20 protein-coding genes, 1 tRNA gene and 1 riboswitch are annotated in these 18,027 nt (G+C 62.3%); of the genes, 15 read left to right on the forward strand and 6 right to left on the reverse strand.

Going from position 1 to position 18,027, the window contains the following annotated elements:
- The first annotated feature begins 11 nt into the window (after positions 1–11).
- Both ACESNB_RS05270 and hisC read left to right on the forward strand, forming a co-directional pair.
- Positions 12–785 carry a hypothetical protein gene (locus ACESNB_RS05270; RefSeq protein ID WP_373004898.1) on the forward strand — a complete coding sequence of 258 codons (774 nt, stop codon included), beginning with the start codon at positions 12–14 and terminating at the stop codon, positions 783–785.
- Between the two features lie 114 nt (positions 786–899).
- Entirely contained in the window at positions 900–1,991 is a 1,092-nt protein-coding gene (gene hisC, locus ACESNB_RS05275) for a histidinol-phosphate transaminase (protein WP_373004901.1), read from the forward strand.
- Here the strand turns inward: hisC and panC are convergent.
- Positions 1,975–2,853, reverse strand: a complete 879-nt coding sequence (gene panC, locus ACESNB_RS05280) for a pantoate--beta-alanine ligase (RefSeq protein ID WP_373004904.1) — start codon at positions 2,851–2,853, stop codon at positions 1,975–1,977. The two genes, hisC and panC, sit on opposite strands and share 17 nt — an antisense overlap.
- A 145-nt stretch (positions 2,854–2,998) precedes the next feature.
- On the opposite strand from panC, the gene ACESNB_RS05285 reads away from it, so the two are divergent.
- Positions 2,999–3,385 carry a hypothetical protein gene (locus tag ACESNB_RS05285; protein ID WP_373004907.1) on the forward strand — a complete coding sequence of 129 codons (387 nt, stop codon included), beginning with the start codon at positions 2,999–3,001 and terminating at the stop codon, positions 3,383–3,385.
- 52 nt (positions 3,386–3,437) lie between these two features.
- Positions 3,438–4,325 (forward strand): division plane positioning ATPase MipZ, encoded by an 888-nt coding sequence (locus ACESNB_RS05290; protein ID WP_373004910.1) that lies wholly within the window; start codon positions 3,438–3,440, stop codon positions 4,323–4,325.
- On the opposite strand, the gene ACESNB_RS05295 is transcribed toward ACESNB_RS05290, so the two are convergent.
- Positions 4,322–5,176 carry an SDR family NAD(P)-dependent oxidoreductase gene (locus tag ACESNB_RS05295; RefSeq protein ID WP_373004913.1) on the reverse strand — a complete coding sequence of 285 codons (855 nt, stop codon included), beginning with the start codon at positions 5,174–5,176 and terminating at the stop codon, positions 4,322–4,324. The genes ACESNB_RS05290 and ACESNB_RS05295 overlap by 4 nt on opposite strands.
- A gap of 107 nt (positions 5,177–5,283) precedes the next feature.
- Here ACESNB_RS05295 and tgt point away from each other — a divergent pair, with 107 nt between their 5' ends.
- Positions 5,284–6,429: a tRNA guanosine(34) transglycosylase Tgt gene (tgt, locus tag ACESNB_RS05300; protein WP_373004915.1), complete on the forward strand. Its 1,146-nt coding sequence runs from the start codon at positions 5,284–5,286 to the stop codon at positions 6,427–6,429.
- Here the strand turns inward: tgt and ACESNB_RS05305 are convergent.
- Complete coding sequence (locus tag ACESNB_RS05305; RefSeq protein WP_373004918.1) at positions 6,332–7,075, reverse strand: hypothetical protein; 744 nt, start codon at positions 7,073–7,075, stop codon at positions 6,332–6,334. The genes tgt and ACESNB_RS05305 overlap by 98 nt on opposite strands.
- Before the next feature lie 97 nt (positions 7,076–7,172).
- Between ACESNB_RS05305 and ACESNB_RS05310 the strand changes: the two genes are divergently transcribed.
- The 5 genes from ACESNB_RS05310 (at position 7,173) to folK (ending at position 9,547) form a co-directional block, all read left to right on the forward strand.
- Positions 7,173–7,248 (forward strand) — tRNA-Lys (locus tag ACESNB_RS05310).
- A gap of 111 nt (positions 7,249–7,359) precedes the next feature.
- On the forward strand, positions 7,360–7,746 hold the full coding sequence (locus tag ACESNB_RS05315) for a hypothetical protein (RefSeq protein ID WP_373004921.1): 387 nt from the start codon (positions 7,360–7,362) through the stop codon (positions 7,744–7,746).
- A 70-nt stretch (positions 7,747–7,816) separates the two neighbouring features.
- Positions 7,817–8,656, forward strand: coding sequence for a dihydropteroate synthase (folP, locus tag ACESNB_RS05320; RefSeq protein WP_373004924.1), 840 nt, complete (start codon positions 7,817–7,819; stop codon positions 8,654–8,656).
- Positions 8,653–9,018 (forward strand): dihydroneopterin aldolase, encoded by a 366-nt coding sequence (gene folB / locus ACESNB_RS05325; RefSeq protein WP_373004927.1) that lies wholly within the window; start codon positions 8,653–8,655, stop codon positions 9,016–9,018. The genes folP and folB overlap by 4 nt, the downstream gene beginning before the upstream one ends.
- Positions 8,981–9,547, forward strand: a complete 567-nt coding sequence (gene folK / locus ACESNB_RS05330) for a 2-amino-4-hydroxy-6-hydroxymethyldihydropteridine diphosphokinase (protein ID WP_373004930.1) — start codon at positions 8,981–8,983, stop codon at positions 9,545–9,547. The genes folB and folK overlap by 38 nt, the downstream gene beginning before the upstream one ends.
- On the opposite strand, the gene ACESNB_RS05335 is transcribed toward folK, so the two are convergent.
- From ACESNB_RS05335 to ACESNB_RS05345, 3 genes are read right to left on the reverse strand one after another with little or no spacing between them, the layout of a single operon-like run.
- Complete coding sequence (locus ACESNB_RS05335; protein WP_373004934.1) at positions 9,534–10,952, reverse strand: NAD(P)(+) transhydrogenase (Re/Si-specific) subunit beta; 1,419 nt, start codon at positions 10,950–10,952, stop codon at positions 9,534–9,536. The two genes, folK and ACESNB_RS05335, sit on opposite strands and share 14 nt — an antisense overlap.
- A 4-nt stretch (positions 10,953–10,956) precedes the next feature.
- Positions 10,957–11,325 (reverse strand): proton-translocating transhydrogenase family protein, encoded by a 369-nt coding sequence (locus ACESNB_RS05340; protein ID WP_340693975.1) that lies wholly within the window; start codon positions 11,323–11,325, stop codon positions 10,957–10,959.
- On the reverse strand, positions 11,322–12,452 hold the full coding sequence (locus ACESNB_RS05345) for a Re/Si-specific NAD(P)(+) transhydrogenase subunit alpha (protein WP_373004937.1): 1,131 nt from the start codon (positions 12,450–12,452) through the stop codon (positions 11,322–11,324). Before ACESNB_RS05345 ends, ACESNB_RS05340 begins: the two co-directional genes overlap by 4 nt.
- Before the next feature lie 59 nt (positions 12,453–12,511).
- Here ACESNB_RS05345 and ACESNB_RS05350 point away from each other — a divergent pair, with 59 nt between their 5' ends.
- From ACESNB_RS05350 to ACESNB_RS05370, 5 genes are all read left to right on the forward strand, one after another.
- A complete protein-coding gene (locus tag ACESNB_RS05350) occupies positions 12,512–13,279 on the forward strand; it encodes an SDR family NAD(P)-dependent oxidoreductase (protein ID WP_373004940.1) in 768 nt (255 codons plus the stop codon).
- A gap of 27 nt (positions 13,280–13,306) precedes the next feature.
- Positions 13,307–13,492, forward strand: a riboswitch (cobalamin riboswitch).
- Positions 13,493–13,595: 103 nt separating this feature from the next.
- Positions 13,596–15,458, forward strand: a complete 1,863-nt coding sequence (locus ACESNB_RS05355; RefSeq protein WP_373004942.1) for a TonB-dependent receptor plug domain-containing protein — start codon at positions 13,596–13,598, stop codon at positions 15,456–15,458.
- Positions 15,455–16,249 carry an ABC transporter substrate-binding protein gene (locus ACESNB_RS05360; protein WP_373004945.1) on the forward strand — a complete coding sequence of 265 codons (795 nt, stop codon included), beginning with the start codon at positions 15,455–15,457 and terminating at the stop codon, positions 16,247–16,249. Before ACESNB_RS05355 ends, ACESNB_RS05360 begins: the two co-directional genes overlap by 4 nt.
- Entirely contained in the window at positions 16,246–17,229 is a 984-nt protein-coding gene (locus ACESNB_RS05365) for a FecCD family ABC transporter permease (RefSeq protein ID WP_373004948.1), read from the forward strand. Before ACESNB_RS05360 ends, ACESNB_RS05365 begins: the two co-directional genes overlap by 4 nt.
- Positions 17,226–17,975, forward strand: a complete 750-nt coding sequence (locus ACESNB_RS05370; RefSeq protein WP_373004951.1) for an ABC transporter ATP-binding protein — start codon at positions 17,226–17,228, stop codon at positions 17,973–17,975. The genes ACESNB_RS05365 and ACESNB_RS05370 overlap by 4 nt, the downstream gene beginning before the upstream one ends.
- Positions 17,976–18,027: the final 52 nt, after the last annotated feature.

Raw genomic sequence — 18,027 nt, forward strand, 5'->3', positions numbered from 1 at the left:
GAGAATAGACGATGGCGAGAAGACGAGAAAAAGGACCATGGTTCTGGCGCGGCATGATCGGCCTGATGCTGTCAGGCGTGTTCGGCCTGTTTGCGCTGGTCGCCTTCAACATCCCGCCAAGTGTGATGGCCGAAACCAGCTGCCGCATGGACCGCAAGGATCCGGCGCACACTGTCATCCTGCTCGACCAGTCCGATCCGTTCAATCCGAACGATCTCGACTGGGTGCACGAATTCGTCGACAATGAAGCCCGCGCCCTGCCAAGATACGGGCGCCTCACGGTGATGACGCCGAATGCCGCCAGCCCCTATGATCCGAAGGTCGTCTTCGTCAAATGCTCGCCTGGCAGCGTTGCTGACGCCAACCCGATCACGCAGAACCCGAAAATGATCGAGCAGGCATGGCAGTCCGACTTCTACAAACCGCTGATCACCGAGATCGAAACGGCGCTCCAGGACACCCGCCAGCCAAGTTCGCCCCTGTTCGAAGCGCTCTACACGATCGCTGACCGGTCCGACTTCCAGTCGACCAATGAGAACCGCCGCGTCGTCGTCGTGTCCGACCTGATGCAGCACTCCGATGGCTTCTCCTTCTACAAGGTCGGCGCCGACTATGACGCCTATCTCGGTTCGAAACTCGGCCAGACCAAGCCGCATATGGACAAGGTCCAGGTCGTCGCACGCATCGTTCCGCGCCAGATATACGACCTGCCGCTGGCCGATGTGAAAGCGTTCTGGCGGGCCTATTTTACAGAGGCCGGGGCCAACTACGGCTCGGTGAACTGAGCGTTCCACTCTCCCGTTTTGACACAGGCCGCCCCCACAAGGCGGCCTGTTTTCATTGGCGGCGCGGCAAAGAACGGGATTTCCCGGCAGCCTGCTTTGGTGTAACCGCCGGGCATGACTGACATTCGCCCACTTCCGCACATCTTGAAGACCAAACCCTACGTGCCCGGCGGCAAGCTCGCCGGCGCCAAAGGGCCGGTCGTGATGCTGGCCTCGAACGAGAACCCGTTCGGCCCGAATCCGCTGGCTATCGAAGCGATGCGCGAGGCGGCGACCAGCGTCCACGTCTATCCTGATCCGACTTATGGCGCGCTGCGCGAAGCCATCGCGGCTGCTGCGGGCATCAAGGATGCGAACCGGATTGCGGTCTCGTCAGGATCGGATGAGATCATCCACTTGCTGACGCAATGCTATGCCGGACCGGGAGATGAAATCCTGCAGACCGAACATGCCTTTTCCATGTACGCGGTCTCGGCGACGGCGCACGGCGCGGCCTGTATCTCGGTTCCCGAGACAGACCTGACGGCGGGCGCCAACGCGATCCTGGGCGGGGTATCCGAACACACCAAAATCCTGTTCCTCGCCAATCCCAACAATCCGACCGGCACGATGATGTCGGTTGAGGCGCTGGCGCAATTGCAGGACGCGCTGCCGCCGCACGTCCTCTTCGTGATTGATGGCGCTTATGCCGAATATGTCGGTCCGGATTATGAAGCGGCGATCCGCGATCTTGTCGACCGGCGCGCCAACACGGTGATGATGCGAACCTTCTCGAAGATCCACGGCCTCGCGGCGGCCCGCCTCGGCTGGGCCTACCTGCCCCAGGAGATCGCCGAAACCTTCCAGCGCATTCGTGGCCCGTTCAACGTCAACAGCCTCGCCGTGGCCGCCGGCATTGCCAGCATCAGCGATCCGGCCTTCATCGCCATGACCCGCGATCACAACTCGCTTTGGCGCACGACGATGATTGATGCGCTCAACGCGATGAGCTTGGACACACCAGTCTCTCACGCCAATTTCGTGATCCCCGATTTCGGCTCGGCTGAGCGCGCGGCCGCCGCCCATGCCTTCCTGAAAGATCGCGACATCCTCGTGCGGGCGATTGCCGGTTACGGCCTGCCGACACGCCTGCGGATCAGCGTCGGGTCGGAGGAAGACAATGAAGCCGTCCTCGCCGCCTTGAAGGACTTCACCGCGTCGCGCTGATATTGTCGATCAGGCGTGTCTTGCCTGTCCAGGCCGCGCCGAGCAGCCGCGCAACCGTGCCCGGGGCCAGCGGCGCGTCGGGCAGGTCAATTAGCGTGTCGGGATCGACCAGGCTGACATAGTCGAGCTGGCGGAACCCCGATGCCATGACCAGCGCGCGCGCCTCGTTCAGGGCAACCGACGGCGTCGTGCCAATCGACAGCCGGACCGAAGCGCGATGCAAAGCCGCCTGGAGCGCGCCCGCAGCAATACGCTCCTCCGGTGTCAGGTAGAGATTGCGGGAGGACTGGGCGAGCCCGTCGGCGTCCCGGGTTGTCACGCCGCCGAGAATTTCCACAGGAAAACCGAGGTCGCGGACCATGCGGCGGATGATCTGCAGCTGCTGGTAGTCCTTCTCGCCGAACACGGCGACGTCGGGCTGCACATGCAGGAACAGGCGGGCGACGACCGTCGCGACACCATAGAAAAAGTGGGGCCGGTAGACCCCGTCGAGCAGGTCCGACATGCCCTCGACCCGAACATTTGTGGTGTTCCCGGGCGGATACATCTCCTCGACAGATGGCAAATACACTAAATCGCAGCCGACCGATGCGAGCTTCGCGATGTCCTTCTCGGAGTCACGCGGATAGGTTTCGAAATCCTCTCCCGGGGCAAATTGCTTGGGGTTTACGAAGATGCTCGCGACGGTCTTTGAAGCCTTTTCCCGTGCCTTTTCAACGAGTGAAAGGTGGCCTGCGTGCAGTGCTCCCATTGTCGGCACGAATCCGACTGACTCGCCTGCCTGCTTCCAGGTCCGGATATGCTGTCCCAACTGGGCGCGCGTGCTCACAACCGTGACCGGTCTGCCTGTACTCGAATTCACTTTGAAAAGGCCCCGACTGGCTATGAAGTAAACGTGTTGTTAACCCAAACAGGGGATTTTCCAAGATATGACACACCGCACTCTTGCCCCGATTAAGTCTTTCGCACTTTCTGCAGCCCTTCGGTTGGCTGCTGGCAGGTCCAGAATGCTTGAGGCCTCGGCACCGGAACCGCGAATCCGATCAATTGACCCAGACCATATGTCCGACGAGTGGATGTTCGATCGCCGCGAAACGCCTGTTTCGGCGGAGGCTTATGTCTTCTCCCGCGAGATGTCGCGCGTTTCGGGCGCTCTCAGCGGATTGCGGTCACTGCTCACACAGATTTCGACGCACGCACCCGTGCTGGACCTAATGCCCGAAGGCGTTCCGTTCGGTGCAATGGTCGCGGATGCGATGCTGTTCGAAGGCGAGCCGATGGCAGCAAGCTATGGCCTAGCTCCGATGGAAGACGCTGACCTGTTCGAAGAGCAGTCGGTTTTTATGCCTGCTCTCGTTCGTCGCGGCGGCGAAGCCGAATCGCGCGTCGCCTGAGGAATTCGTTCCTTGCCGTTTCAACCGCTGAGATTGTGTGGAGTCGCCCAACATGCCCGCTGATGGATTTGCCCCGGTAAGTCAGGTGGGTGTCCCGGACATGTCAGTGCAGCAACGCGATGCGCGGGTGATTGTCGTCGGCAACGAAAAGGGCGGCGCCGGCAAATCTACCGTTTCCATGCACCTGTCCGTGGCGCTGATGCGCATGGGCAAGAAAGTCGGCATCGTCGATCTCGATGTCCGTCAGCGTACCTTGACCCGCTATCTCGAAAACCGCTTGCGCTGGATGACCTCTACCGGTGCCAAGCTGCCGATGCCGGAAATCATCCGCGTCGATGCCAGCACCGAGCGGGATCTCGACAAGGCGGAAGCCGAAGAAACCCAGCGTTTCGTGACCAGCCTCGCACGCTTGAAAAAGGCCTGTGATTTCGTTGTGGTCGATGCGCCCGGCGGCGACACGTTCCTCTCGCGCCTCGCCCATGTCAGCGCTGACAGCCTGATTACGCCGCTGAATGACAGCTTCGTCGATTTCGACCTGTTGGGCGACGTGAACCCGCAGACGCTGGAAGTGATCCGGCCGAGCTTCTATTCGGAAATGGTCTGGTCGTGCCGCAAGAAGAAGGCTCAGGCGAGCCGGCGTCCGATCGACTGGATCGTGATGCGCAACCGCATGTCGCCGCTGGCGGCCAAGAACAAGGAACGCGTAGGCGAAGCGCTGGAGAACCTGTCCAAGCGCATCGGCTTCCGCCTCGCGCCGGGCCTTTCCGAGCGCGTGATCTATCGCGAACTCTTCCCCGCCGGCCTGACCCTGCTCGACCTGACCGAGAAGGGCTCGAACGTGTCCTTTACGATGAGCCATGTGGCCGCGCGCCAGGAAATGCGCGACCTCCTGATCGTCCTGCAACTGCCGGAACTGATTGGCGCTGAAATCGAGTTCTAGTGCCGGGGTGTCCGGTCGCGAATACGATCGAAACCTGCCTTGATCGCCGCGAAACGCTCGTCCACACCCGACTCGAACATGTTGTCGGTGAAGATGTACGCCCAATCTTCCTCGATGCCCTCGCGCACCAGTTCACCGACATAAAGCGGATCGATGCCCTTGTTGATAAGATCGGCCGCCATTTGGGCGAATTCCGATTCAGCTGCTTGCGCTGCGGCTGCGTCGACATCGATCTCGCTGGCAAACCGCCCCGGCAGGTTGCGTCCCGATTCCATGATTTTGGTGCGAATAAAGCCCGGGCAAAGTACCGACACGCCGATTCCGCGCAAGGCGAGTTCCGGGCGCAGGCCTTCCGACAAGGCCACGACGCCATATTTTGTGACATTGTAGGCGGGCGCGACTGCGGCGACGAGTCCCGCCATGGAGGCCGTCGATACGATCTGGCCACCTTCGCCATGTGATTCGATCAGCGGGCCAAAAATCTCGAACCCCCAGACGACGGACATCAGGTTGACGCCGATGGTCCAGTCCCATGCCGCATCGTTCCACTGGCCATAACCGCCTGCGCCACCGACACCCGCATTGTTGACGAGGATATGGACCTTGCCGAAGCGTTCGATGGTTGCGTCAGCTGCGGCCTGCAACTGGTCCTTGAGCGAGACATCGGCGATGACGCCCTCGACGTCGGCATTGGTCAGCCTGAGATCGCTGATCGCCTTGTCGAGCGCGTCTTTCTCGATGTCTGCCATCATCACTTTGACGCCCGCTTGCGCCAGGGCGGTCGCAATGCCCAGACCGATACCTGATGCCGCGCCCGTAACGAATGCCGTCTTGCCAGCCAGATCTTTCATTTACGTCCCTCGTTTTCTTTCAGCATGCGTCGCCCACGCCGCCCAGACAAGCCGTGACGCATCGGAACCCTAGGCATGATGCGGCGCAACGCTTATAGGCCTCGCGCATGGCGACATTCCCTTTCAAGATCAAAGCAACCGAAGGTGCGGCCCGTACCGGCACGCTGGCCACGCCGCGCGGCGAGATCCGCACGCCGGCCTTCATGCCCGTGGGCACGGCGGGCACGGTGAAGGCCCTCTACATGGACCAGGTGAAGGCGGCAGGGGCCGATATTATCCTTGGCAATACATACCACCTGATGCTGCGACCGGGCGCAGAGCGCATGAAACGCCTCGGCGGGCTCCACAAATTTTCGGGCTGGAGCGGCCCGATGCTTACCGATAGTGGCGGCTTCCAGGTCTGGAGCCTTGCCCAGCTGCGAAAAATGGACGTCGATGGCGTGACCTTCCAGAGCCACATTGACGGCTCAACGCATCGCCTAACGCCCGCCCGCAGCATCGAGATACAGGCTGACCTGCTGGGCGCCGACATTTCCATGCAGCTCGACGAATGCACGAATTTCCCCTGCACCCATGCCGAAGCCGAGCGCAGCCTGACCTTGTCGCTCGATTGGGGCCAGCGCTCGCTCGATGCTTTCGGCGACCGGGAAACGCAGACCCTGTTCGGCATCGTCCAGGGCTCGAATTTCGCCGATTTGCGCGAACAGTCGGCCAAGGGCGTCGTGGGGCAGGGGTTCGGCGGGATCGCGCTGGGCGGTCTAGCTGTGGGCGAGGGACACGATCAGATGTGCGCCAGCATCGACATGACCGTACCGCACCTGCCGGGTCACCTGCCGCGCTATGTCATGGGCGTCGGCAAGCCGATCGATCTGGTTGAGAGCGTCGCGCGGGGCATTGATATGTTTGACTGCGTGCTGCCAACCCGGTCAGGCCGTCACGGTCAGGCCTGGACCTGGGCCGGGCCGGTCAATGTCAAGAATGCGCAATTTGCCGAGGACCTGTCGCCGATTGACGAGGCCGTGGATTGCCCGGCCAGCCGCGACTATTCGCGGGCTTACTACCACCACCTGTTCAAGGCGGGAGAGTATCTGGGACCGATGCTGCTCAGCTGGCACAACACCGCCTTCTTCCAGGCGCTGATGGCGGAGATCCGCCTCAGTATTCAGGAGGGACGGTTTGAAGCCCTTCGCTCTCGACTGTCGACGGCATGGGCTCGTACAAAGTCGTCGCCGAAGGCGGAGACAGCCGGATAGGCTCGGGGAGCGGCTGAGGCGAGTCGCCTTTGAAAAGGATATCGTCATTTCCGAGGGGTATTGCGAGGAAATCCGGCCGGGCAGGGGGCGGGCAGCCTTTGGCGAGACCGTATCCCTTGAGATAGGCACGTTGCTGGGCGCCGATCTTGAAGGCCTTGTTATATTTCTTTTCGTGGCTTTCGGCGCCGGTTGCCTTGCGGATCAAGCCTCGGAACGGGATGAAGCCCCGGGCTTCGGACGCCAGCATGTCCAGCGTCGCTTCGGCGGCCGAATCGGCCAGGACGTCGGTCCGCAGGCGTTCATCCGGATTGGTTGTGTCCCAGTCGGGACCCAGTACGAGGTCGAGCTTCGCAAGCTGGGCCTCGACCTCATCGCACGTCAGGGCGGGAGATATATCATACGGGCTCGTGATGCCTTCGAGCAGGGGCGGTATCTCCGTCCGGCGCAGGTTGAAGTCCTCAAGCGGCGAGAGCGCGGCGTTCGGCAGGCCCTCGCGGGTCTGTTCCACGGCACTACCTGCCGCTGTCCCGACATTATCGCGCAGGGAGGGATCACCCGTGTTGTTGGTCGACTCTGTTGTCGTCGGGGTGCTGGTGCAGGCTGCAAGCGCGAGCATGGCGCCAAGGCAAAGGATTTTCATGTTCATGAGGTTAGCGTGATGCGAAAAATATGGCGACATCAAGCCAGCCTGTGCAGGTAGCGGTTGACCCGGGAAGCGCCGTTGCCTAAATGGCGCGTTCGGCGTGCCCATAGCTCAGCTGGTAGAGCAACTGACTTTTAATCAGTAGGTCGCAGGTTCGAACCCTGCTGGGCACACCATTCTCCCTCTTTTGGCAGCCGCGCGGTGCCTCGTCCTGGCGGGACGCGCTTTGCAGGCCATGGAACATGCGCCGGGTTGGGCCATTGGTTCTCCACACACAGGAGACGAATATGCCACATGAAAAAGCCGATCAGGATCCGCAACGCGAAAAGGACCTCAGCGAGCAGCGCGGTTATGGCGAGACGCCGGGCCGCGAGGATGAAACCGCCGAGGCGGGTTTTCGTCGCGGCGAGGCGAAAGGCATGGGAGACGACCATGGCGTGATGCGCGATGACGGCCAACCGCGCCCGGCGGGGAATGGCGGCGTGCACATCGACGATCGGCGACATCCCGTCGTGAGCCCCGACGACAACCGTTCACCGAACGCTCCCGACACGCTGAATGCGGACAAGGGCGAACGCGAAGCAACACCGGGGGCCATCAAGCCGTCCCCCGACACGGAAGAACTCGAAGACGCCTATTCGCAAAACGATCCTGGTGTAACGACAAAACCCTAGCCCACCCGCCAGCTTGCCCGTGCGCCCAGCAAGCCTATAAGCAGCCACAGGTTGGCGGAAAGTGGAGCGGATGAACGGAGACCGGACGAAACGCGCAGAGTTGCGCGACGACATCCTAGCCCGGGCACGCGCAAAGGTGCTGGTCATGGGCATCCTGAATGTCACGCCGGACTCGTTTTCCGATGGCGGCCAGTTCGTTGATGCGCCAGCTGCTTTAGCGCAGGCAGCGGCGATGGCGACCGACGGTGCCGACATTCTCGATGTCGGAGGGGAATCGACGCGGCCAGGGGCCACCAAAGTCAGTGCGGCTGACGAGACGGCGCGGGTGCTGTCCGTCATTCCGGCGCTCTGCGAAGATCCGACGCGGATTGTCTCCGTCGATACCTACAAGGCGAGCGTGGCGCGTGCGGCTGCAGGCGCTGGCGCCGTCATCATCAATGATGTCTGGGGCATGACGCGTGACGACGACATGGCGCGGGCCGTGGCCGACACGGGCAGCGCCGTCGTGGTCACCTATAATCGCGGCAAGGCCGACGCGGGCCTGAACCTGGTCGATGACATGCGGGCCTTCTTTGACGATGCGTTCGCCATGGCGCGCGAGGCAGGCATCCCGCGCGAACACGTGATCGTGGACCCTGGCGTCGGCTTCGGGAAAACATGGGAACAGAATTTCGGTGTGCTGGCCCGCCTCGATGTCCTGCTCGATTTCGGTGTGCCGGTGCTGGTGGGCGTGTCGCGCAAGTCGTTCGTCGGCAAGCTTCTGGACCGTGAGGTCGGGGACCGGTTGATCGGATCGCTTGCCGCAGGTCTTGCCAGCGTCCAGAGAGGAGCCTCAATGCTGCGGGTCCACGATGTGGCCGCCCATGCGGATGCATTGAAAATGTGGATAGCGATTGACGAGGCAGGATGACAGACCGGATTTTCGTTTCGAACCTTCACATCCATGGCCATCATGGCGTCATGGATGCGGAGAAGTCACTCGGCCAGAAATTCATGGTCGATATCGACTGCGCCGTGGCCCGGCCAGCGGATGCCGCTGACCAGATGAGCGACACCGTGCATTATGGTGAACTCTGCGATCTCGCCACGCAGGTGTCTGCGGCGACGGTGTTCAACCTGATCGAAACGCTGGCACACAAGCTGGCTGAAGCAATTCTTGAGCAGTTCCCGCTCGTGCAGATCGTTTCCATAACCGTGCGCAAGCCCTCGGCGCCAATCAAGTATGCGGTTGACCATGTGGGCGTATCAGTCACGCGTCGCCGCGATGGCTGAAGCGGCCATCAGTCTCGGCTCGAACCTTGGCGACCGGGCGGCGTATCTTGCAGCCGCACTGCGCGCGATCGATGGGCGGCCTGAATGCTCGCTGATTTCGGTCTCGTCGGTCTACCGGACACAGCCATGGGGCAAGGCTGACCAGGGCGAGTTCCTGAACCTCTGTGCGATCATCCAGACCCGCCTTGCGCCCTTGGCCCTGCTCGATGTCGTCAAGGGCATCGAGCAGACGCTGGGGCGCACGGAGGGCGAGCGCTGGGGGCCGCGAGAGATCGATATCGACCTGCTGGTCATTGATGGTGTGACGCGCGAGAGCGAAACGCTGACGCTGCCACATCCGCGCATGGCCGAGCGCTTGTTCGTGCTGGCACCGCTGGCCGAGATTGCGCCTGAGCTTGTCGTGGCGGGGCAGCGCGTGGATGAGCTGGCGGCGACCCTGAAAACGAAAGCGGGCACCGGCGACTGCACCATTGATGCAGAGGCCAGCGCCCGTATCCGTTCCGGTCTGTCGCCGATTAGAGGTTCTTGACGATATCTTCGACCATCTTCTTGGCGTCCGCGAGCAGCATCATCGTATTGTCGCGGAAGAAGAGTTCGTTCTGGATGCCAGCATAACCCGAGCCCATCGAACGCTTGATGAAGAGCACCGTACCGGCATTTTCCACGTCAAGGACAGGCATGCCGTAAATTGGCGACGTCTTGTCGGTCTTGGCGGACGGGTTGGTCACGTCGTTCGCACCAATGACGAAGGCGACATCAGCCGTGCTGAATTCCGAGTTGATGTCTTCCAGTTCGAAGACTTCGTCATAGGGCACCTGTGCTTCGGCGAGGAGGACGTTCATGTGACCCGGCATCCGGCCCGCGACGGGGTGGATGGCGTATTTCACTTCGACGCCTTCTTCCTTCAGCTTGTCGGCCATTTCCCTCAGGGCGTGCTGGGCCTGCGCCACCGCCATGCCATAACCGGGCACGATGATGACCTTGGAGGCATTCTTCATAATGAAGGCTGCGTCCTCGGCCGAGCCGCGCTTGAACGCACGGTCGACTTGAACGCCGCCCGCTGCTGCTGCCGCATCGTCACCGCCGAAGCCGCCGAGGATGACCGAGATGAAGCTGCGGTTCATGCCCTTGCACATGATGTAGGAGAGGATCGCACCCGACGAACCGACAAGAGCGCCGGTGATGATCAGGGCGAAATTGCCGAGCGTGAAGCCGAGGGCGGCTGCTGCCCAGCCGGAATAGGAGTTCAGCATCGACACGACGACGGGCATGTCCGCCCCGCCAATCGGGATGATCAGCGTGATGCCGAGGATCAGGGCAAGCACGGTCAGGGTGATGAACGCCCAGTGCGCATGGCCATGGCTGGCCATCAGGATGCCGACAAGCACGATGATGCCGAGAAGGAGGGCAGAGTTGAGCACGTGCCGGCCGGGCAGCATGATCGGCGCGCCGCCCATATTGCCGTTGAGCTTGGCGAAGGCGATCAGCGAGCCCGTGAAGGTGAGTGCGCCGATGGCCGAGCCGAGCGATAGCTCGATCAGGGACGCGACGTGGATGCCTTCGGCGTCGGCAATGCCGAAGCCCGAGGGCGCATACAGCGCAGCTGCGGCCACGAGCACGGCGGCAAGGCCGACAAGACTGTGGAAGGCAGCAACAAGCTGCGGCATCGACGTCATAGCAATGCGTTTGGCGATCACGGCACCTATGGTGCCGCCGATGGCAACACCGCCGAGGATGATGCCCCATGTGACCGCGTCGAGCTGGTTCCAGAGCAGGGCAATGGTCGTGCCGACGGCAATCGCCATGCCGATCATGCCATTCCGGTTACCCTTGCGGCTGGAGGCCGGGCTGGACAGGCCGCGAAGGGCCAGGATGAAGAGTACGCCGGCAACGAGATAGAGGGCTGGCGCCCAGGTGGAGTGGAAACTGTCCATAGGACTACTCCCCCTTCTTTTTATACATGGCGAGCATGCGTTGGGTGACAAGGAAGCCGCCGAATATGTTGACGCTGGCGAGCATGACGGCGACGCCGCCGAGGATCTTAGCCGTCCAGTTGTCAGCGGTCAGCCCGGCAGCGGCTGCTGCGACGAGGGCGCCGACGATGATGACCGACGAGATCGCGTTGGTCACGGCCATCAGGGGCGTATGCAGCGCGGGTGTCACGCTCCAGACTACGTAATAGCCGATGAAACAGGCCAGAACGAAGATCGCGGCGAGGAAGATGGTTGGATTGACGCCGCCGGACTCTGCAAAGGCAGGCGCGGCGAGAAGGAACGCCGTTGCGGCGAGGCTACTGAGGCGTTTCATGATTTCACCCTGTCATTCACGGTTTCACCATTGCGCGTCAGCAGCATGGCGGTGACGATTTCGTCATCGGTGTCGAGGCTGAGTGCACCGTCTTCAGCGGTCACCAGCGGCAGGAAAGCGAAGAGGTTCTTGGAATAGAGTGAACTCGAATCAGCTGGCAGGCGGGCTGGCAGGTTTGAGAAACCCGCGATCTTCACACCGCCGACTTCGACGATCTCGTCGGCCTTCGACAGCGGGCAGTTCCCGCCCTGGGCCACGGCCATGTCGATGATGACCGAACCGGGTTTCATGGTTTTCACCATCGCCTCGGTCACGAGGACAGGGGCGGCACGGCCGGGAATCAGGGCCGTGGTGATGACGATGTCCTGCTTGGTAATATGGGATGCCGTCAGTTCGGCTTGCTTGGCCTGGTATTCAGGCGACATCTGCTTGGCGTATCCGCCAGCGGTTTCAGCCGCCTTGAACTCTTCATCCTCGACCGCAATGAACTTGGCACCGAGCGAGGCGACCTGTTCCTTGGCGGCGGGGCGCACGTCCGTCGCCGTCACGACCCCGCCTAGGCGACGGGCGGTTGCGATGGCCTGGAGGCCGGCAACGCCGACACCCATGATGAATACTTTGGCCGGGGCCACGGTGCCGGCGGCGGTCATCATCATCGGCATGGCGCGGCCATAGATATGGGCGCCTTCGATCATGGAGCGGTAACCGGCGAGGTTGGATTGAGAGGACAGGGCGTCCATCGACTGCGCACGCGAGATGCGCGGGGTGAATTCCATTGACATGGCCGCGATCTTTTTCGCGTTGAGCGCATCGAGCAAGCCGGGCTCGAGCGCGAACGGGTCCATCAGGGCGAGCAGGGCCGCGCCGTCCGGCAAGGCCGCCACTTCGGCGACCTCCGGCCCGCGTACCTTAAACACCACATCGGCGCCCTTGGCGGCGTCGGCGGCATTGCTGCCAATCGTCGCCCCTTCGGCCTTGTAGGCCTCATCCATAAAGCCTGCCACAACCCCTGCACCCGCCTCGACGGTTACAGAATGTCCCAGACCAACCAATTTCTTGACGGTCTCCGGTGTTGCGGCCACACGGGTCTCACCGGAGCGTCGCTCCCTCAGCACTGATATTTTCATGAGGCTGAAATAAAGGCAAAATATTGCGCGACGCAACATGAAATTTGGAGATCGAAGGCATGGGTATGTTTAGTTTGGCTAATCGAGCGGCACTGGTTACCGGAGCGTCGAGTGGTCTGGGTCGCCATTTTGCGGGCGTCCTGGCTGAGGCAGGCGCCCATGTCGTCCTGGCCGCGCGGCGGATGGATCGCCTCGAATCCGTTGCAGCAGAGATCGAAAAACGCGGTGGCAAGGCGCTGCCAGTCGAAATGGACGTCACGAGCGAGGAAAGTGTCGCCGGGGGATTCGCGGAGATCGCCGAGGCGCTTGGTCGCCCGTGTGACATCATCGTCAACAATTCCGGCATGTCGCGCGAAGGTTGGTTCACGAAAATGGCCGAAGATGACTGGGATGCCGTGATTGACACCAATCTCACCGGCGTGTGGCGGGTCGCCAAGCATGGCGCCAATGCGATGACGGCGGCGAAAGTGCCCGGTTCGATTATCAACATCGCCTCGATCACTGGCCTGCGCCCACAGATGATGACAACGGCCTATTCGGTCTCCAAAGCAGGTGTTGACCACATGACTCGCCAGATGGCGCTGGAAATGGCCCGCTTCGGAATCCGGGTCAACGCGATCGCACCCGGCTACTTCAAGACAGAAATCAATGATGAGTTCCTTGAGTCCGACGAGGGCCAGAAAATGATTCGCCGAATCGCCCAGCGGCGAATCGGCGACCTGACCGAACTGTCGGGCCCGTTGCTGCTGCTCGCGTCCGATGCCGGTAGCTTCATGACCGGATCCACGATCGTGGTCGATGGCGGACATTTGCTGCACCCGCTTTGATCTTGCCTTCCGCAAATCGGCAGACTAAAGCCACCTCACGCAAAAGGTGCCTGCTTAATCGCAGGTGAAAAGGGAAGCCGGTTTAAATCCGGCGCTGTGCCCGCAACTGTAAGCGGATGGGAATTGGCCACAAAGCCACTGGGGCAACCCGGGAAGGCGGTCTTTTCCATCGATCCGCAAGTCAGGAGACCTGCCTCTTGCCGTCGTTTGCCCTGGTCCGGGTTCAGGCCAATGGCAGCGGAGGCTAATACTCCGTCTACGCGACACTTTTGGTGTAACGCCCGGCCAGTGCGCCGGGACAAACGGAGTGTGAGCGATGCTCAAACAATACCTTCTGGCCGGCGCAGCTGTGCTTGCTGTTTCCAGTGCTGCTTGGGCGCAGGAAACGGACCTGAACCTTGAAACCATTTCCGTCGTGGGCCTCAGGCCCGAACCTGTGGACGATGTCACATCCAGCGTCAGCGTCCTGACGGCTGACGACTTGACCATCCGCCGGTCGCCCAATGTGGCCGACCAGCTGCGCGCCGTACCGGGCGTTGGCATATCGCGATCCGGCGGCGTTGGTGCACTCAGCCAGGTGCGCCTGCGCGGAGCTGAGGCCAATCACACGCTTGTATTGCTCGACGGGATCGAAGTATCCGACCCGGTGAACGGCGAAACCGATTTCGGCCTGCTAACAGGCATTGGCGCGACGCGTATCGAAGTGCTGCGCGGTGAGGCTTCGTCTATCTATGGCTCTGATGCCATTGGCGGAGTTGTGTCGCTTTCGACCGAAGCGGCAGAAGGCGTGCAGGTCTTCGGCGAAGTCGGCACACAGGACACGGCCCGCGCCAGTGCAACCTTTTCCGGCCAGACCGGCGCCCTGCGCTTTGGTGCCGGTCTCTCCGGCTTTACCACGGGTGGCGTCGATGTCGCCGGGCTGGGCGGCGAAGCGGATGGCTCGGACGCTTTCTCAGGTATCGCGCGGGCTGCGCTGGACCTCAACGCGGACTGGACCTTGTCCGGCCTCACCATCGCCCGCCGTTCGAAGGCGGCCCTCGACTCCGACACGGATTATGACGGCCTGCTCGACAATACAGACCAGGAAACCGAGGCCGACCAATACCTCATCGGCGCTTCGCTCGCTGGTGTGACGGGTCAGGTGGATCACGTCTTCCGCGCCAGCTTCAACGAAGTCGCCCGCGAAAACACGAAGGACGGCGCCAAGACCGACGAATCAACCGGCGAACGCCTGAAAGCGTCATGGAGCCCTTCGATCACTTTCGGCAATCACGAACTGATCGGCCTCGTGGATTATGAAAAGGAAGACTATGACCGCACTGATGTCGCGTATGGTGGCCAGTCGGATGCGTCGGAATCCTTCGAAAGCCTCGGCCTTGCGGCGGAATACCGGGTCGCCCTTGGAGCCTTCGATCTCAGCGCATCGGGCCGATTCGACGACAATGATGGTCGGTTCGACGACGCCGCAACATGGCGGGTCGGCGCAGGCTACGGCTTTGACGCTGTCAATGGCCGGGCGAAGGCCTCGGTCGGCACTGGTGTAAAGAACCCGACGTTCACGGAACTGTTCGGCTTCTTCACCGGCAGCTTCATCGGTAATCCGGAGCTCAAGCCGGAACAGTCGACAAGCTGGGAAATTGGCTGGGACCAGAAGGTTGGCCCGGCGGTTTTGTCAGCAACGTATTTCCAGGCCGATCTCGAAGACGAAATCTACACAGCCTTTGACGTAAACTATAATTCAACAGCCCTCAATCGGGCCGGAAAGTCCAAGCGCAGTGGCGTTGAACTGTCAGGCCGTTGGGACGCCACCAGCGCACTCTCGTTCGCAGGCCAGGCAACTTTTCTCCAAAGTGAGGGCAATGATGGCGGCGACGAGATTCGCGTACCGGACTCGACGGCCTCTCTGTCGGTCGACTGGCGGTCAGATGCGGACGGCATCCGCGTCGGCGCTGCATTGGATTTCGTCGGTGAGCAGGATGATTTCGACTTCGGGAGTTACCCGTCGCGGCGGTTGACGCTGGACGCCTACACGCTGTTCTCGGCCAGCCTCGAGTTCCCGCTGACCGAGCGGATGGTATTGACGCTTCGAGGTGAAAACCTGTTCGATGAAACGGCGACAGACGTGTACGGCTATGAGACGCCGGGCGCGGCGGCCTTCATAGGACTGAAACTGCGATGATGCGTTGGGCGCTCCTCTTCTTGCTGGTGGCGGCCCCGGTGGCGGCGGCGGACGAGGTGCGCCCGACTGTCGTCTCACTCGACTATTGCGCGGACCAGTTTGTGCTCGGCCTGGCCGACCGCGAACAGGTCCGCGCGCTTTCGAAAGATGCGGAGCGCCCATTCAGTTTCCTACGTAAGCGAGCCGTTGACCTGCCTCGGGTGCGTGCGTTGGCCGAAGACGTGATTGCGCTCCAGCCCGATATCGTTGTCCGGAGCTGGGGCGGCGATGCCCGGGCGCTGAAGTTCTATGAGCGCATGGGCATACGGACAGTTCAGATCGGCTACGCGTCCGACATGGAAGGCGCCGCGCGCGTGACGCGTGAGGTGGCTGCTGCGCTCGGGCAAACGGATCGTGGCGAAGCACTTGTCGCCGCCATGCCCCATGCCGAGCCACCGACTGGCCGCAGCGCACTCTATGTAACGCCCGGCGGCGTGACCGCAGGCAAGGGCACAATGGTGGATGCAATCATGCACAGGGCAGGCTTGGACAATGCCGCGACCGGCACGGGCTGGTATTCGCTTCCGTTGGAGACGCTGGTGATGCAGCCGCCCGGTCTCGCTCTGACGGCCTTTTTCGGATTTGACGACTATGCCTTCGACCAGTGGAGCGTGTCGCGCCATCCGGCGCTTGCCTACGCCCTGAAGGACGCTGACCTGGTGACCATGACTGAAAGCCGGCTGACTTGCCCGGCCTGGTTCGTGGCTGACGAGGCGCAAGATGTCGCCGCCGCGCTGGAGGCAGCGCAATGAAACATCTCTCGCTGATCCTTGCGCTTGCCTGCCTTTTCCTGTTTGCACTCTCGGCCCTTGTCGGCAGCGCTGATCTCGGCCTTGACGCCACACTGTCCGCCCTGATGGGGCAGGGCACTGAGGCTGCCCGCATCATCGTCTGGGAAATCCGTATGCCGCGCGCCGTGGCCGCTTTCGGGGTCGGGGCGGCGCTTGGCCTGTCTGGGGCTGGCTTGCAGGGACTGCTCCAGAATCCGCTTGCCGGACCCGGTGTGCTCGGTGTGTCCGCCTTCGCCTCGCTCGGCGCCGTGATCGCCATCTATTTTGGTCTGGCCGCCGCCGGCAGCTTCGCCGTGCCGCTGGCCGCAATTCTTTTCTCCGCCTTGGCCGTGGCGCTGCTCCTGTTCGCGTCCGGGCGCGGGGCAAGCACAGTGACACTGCTTCTGGTAGGCATCGGACTCTCGAGCCTGGCTGGCGCGCTCACTTCGCTCGCGCTCAACCTCGCGCCAAATCCTTACAGCCTGTCCGACCTGATAAACTGGATGCTGGGATCGGTCGCGAACCGGTCGTGGATGGATGTCGGCATTGCCATGCCAGCCTGGGTGCTCGGTGCGGTGGCAGTGATCATGGCGGGGCCCTCACTCCGGGCTCTCTCGCTCGGAGAAGAGACTGCTGCAACCCTCGGTGCGAACCCCGCGCGGGCACGCCTGCTGATCATAATCGGCACGTCGCTGCTCGCCGGAGCGAGCGTGGCCGTGGCTGGCACAATCGGATTTGTCGGCATGGTTGCGCCGCATATCGTGCGCCCGCTCGTGAAGCATGATCCGCAGCGCGTGCTGCTCCCCTCGGCGCTGGTGGCCGGTGCCATGCTGCTCGGCGCGGATGTGCTGATACGCGTCCTGCCATTTGCTCAGGAACTGAAGCTGGGCGTGGCGGCTGCCCTGTTCGGCGCGCCGGTCTTCATCTGGCTCGCGGCCCGGCTGGGGGGAAGCGCCCGATGATCGATGTTTCCGGCATCAATGTGGATCTCGGCGGCCGGCCGGTTCTGGCAGATGTGTCGCTCAGCGTAGCGCCGCGTGAATTCATCGGTCTTGTCGGCCCGAACGGCGCTGGCAAGAGTACGCTGTTACGCGTCATCGCAGGACTGCTTGCGCCACATTCCGGCAAGGTCGCCTTCGGTGATGCAGATATAGCCTCGCTGACCCATCGCGAGCGGGCCTTGCTTGTCGCCTGGTTGCCTCAGGTGCGCCCCGTCGCGTGGAACCTGATCGCCGAGGATCTTGTCGCCCTCGGCCGATTCGTCACCAGTCCGTCACCCTATGACCGGTGCGGTCGAGCCGACCGGTCGGCCATCGACGACGCACTTGAACGGGCGGGTGCCACGCCATATCGCCACCGCCCCGTGCATACGCTCTCGGGCGGCGAGCAGGCCCGGCTCCACCTTGCCCGCACCCTTGCCACCTCCTCACGCGCCCTCTTGCTGGACGAACCCGGCGCGGCGCTCGACATCGCCCACCGCCTCAGCCTTATGAAGGTCCTGCAGGATGAATGTGCTGCCGGACGGGCGGTTGTGGCGGCGGTGCATGACCTCGATCTGGCGTCGCGGTTCTGCAGTCGGATTATCGTTCTGGATCAAGGACGTGTCGTGGCCGATGGAGCGCCGGACGTGGCGCTGGACGCGGCCTGCCTGGCCCGTGTATTCGCGGTGCGCCGCAATGCGAACGGCGTATTTGAACCCGCCGGGTGATCTCGTTCGTAACCATTTGCCGCTGCCCGTTAGGCAAAACTTAGGGCCTCTC

This window comes from Hyphomonas sp. (assembly GCF_041689225.1).
GTDB lineage: Bacteria > Pseudomonadota > Alphaproteobacteria > Caulobacterales > Hyphomonadaceae > Hyphomonas.